Raw genomic sequence first — 360 nt, 5'->3', positions numbered from 1 at the left:
GCTGGCCGAGCACCGGGAGCTGACGGTGTCCGCCCTGGCCGAGCGGGTGGGCGTGGACGCGGCCGAGGCCGCCCGGGTCGTCTCCGCGCTGACCCGGCACCATCTGGTGGTGGCGCGTTAGGGCGTGCACGGCGGACACACGCCCTAACGCGCGCTCGCCTCGGGCCGACACTGGCGCTCGACGTAGACCTCGACGCCGTCCAGGATCCGCTCCAGGGAGAAGGACATGTCGTCGGTGGGCGCGGCGGGCGCCGCGGTGTCGGCGGCGGTCATGACCCCGTCGTCCAGCATCGCCGCGATGGTGGGGAAGCGCTCCGGTGTGACGACCCGGCCCAGGCTGCGCGCGTGGGCGCGTTCCCT

Annotated in this window: 1 protein-coding gene and 1 pseudogene; one reads left to right on the top strand and one right to left on the bottom strand. The window is 75.0% G+C overall.

Translation table 11 applies throughout. The features are described from left to right. Position 1 precedes the first annotated feature (1 nt). Positions 2–121, top strand: coding sequence for a helix-turn-helix domain-containing protein (locus D471_RS42450; RefSeq protein ID WP_338045318.1), 120 nt, complete (start codon positions 2–4; stop codon positions 119–121). Positions 122–144: 23 nt separating this feature from the next. On the opposite strand, the pseudogene D471_RS40015 reads toward D471_RS42450, so the two are convergent. Continuing rightward, positions 145–360: pseudogene (locus D471_RS40015) on the bottom strand (hypothetical protein); the annotation flags it as partial.

It is taken from the genome of Nocardiopsis lucentensis DSM 44048, assembly GCF_000341125.1.
Classification (GTDB): Bacteria; Actinomycetota; Actinomycetes; order Streptosporangiales; family Streptosporangiaceae; genus Nocardiopsis; species Nocardiopsis lucentensis.
This window is presented reverse-complemented; position numbering and strand designations above follow the sequence as displayed.